Genomic DNA, 469 nt, shown 5'->3' with positions numbered 1-469 from the left:
AGATCCGTTAGGAACGGCGTTCCGGCGGCGGCCGTGAGGGTGGCGGCGCGGCGCAGAAAAGTGCGGCGGGCGATGTCGCGATGAATGTACGGCATCCGGTGCCTCTTATTTCTGAACGATGTAATCGGGAGAATTCATGGTGAGATAGACGGCGGTCGCGATCCGGTGCAGCGCGTCGGTCTTCGGCACCGCCTGCACCGCGTTCAGGATCAGCGTGCGTGTGGCGCTGGTCATCTGGCCGGCGCACAGAATGAGGTTCATGCGGTCCACGAGCGACGCGGGCGTGCCGGCCAGCGGCAACTCGGCGGTGTCGTCGGTGACGAGATAATCGGGATCGGTCTGGCCCTGCTGCTGCGCCCAGATGGTGGTGTTCCGCTCCGGCGGCCAGAGCATGAAGTTGGCGTAGCCGGTGGTGGTTGTTTCGTTGGTGATCTGGAATTCCGGCGCGGTCAGGCCGGCCTTGGCGATG

General features: G+C 64.8%; 1 protein-coding gene. It reads right to left on the bottom strand.

All coding sequences use genetic code 11. The annotated features are described in order from the left end of the window. Window positions 1-105: 105 nt before the first annotated feature. A partial coding sequence (locus R5H29_RS21720; protein WP_332329827.1) for a hypothetical protein occupies window positions 106-469 on the bottom strand: 364 nt, incomplete at its 5' end.

This window comes from Stenotrophomonas sp. A3_2 (genome assembly GCF_036624925.1).
GTDB classification, from domain to species: Bacteria; Pseudomonadota; Gammaproteobacteria; order Xanthomonadales; family Xanthomonadaceae; genus Stenotrophomonas; species Stenotrophomonas hibiscicola.
This window is presented reverse-complemented; position numbering and strand designations above follow the sequence as displayed.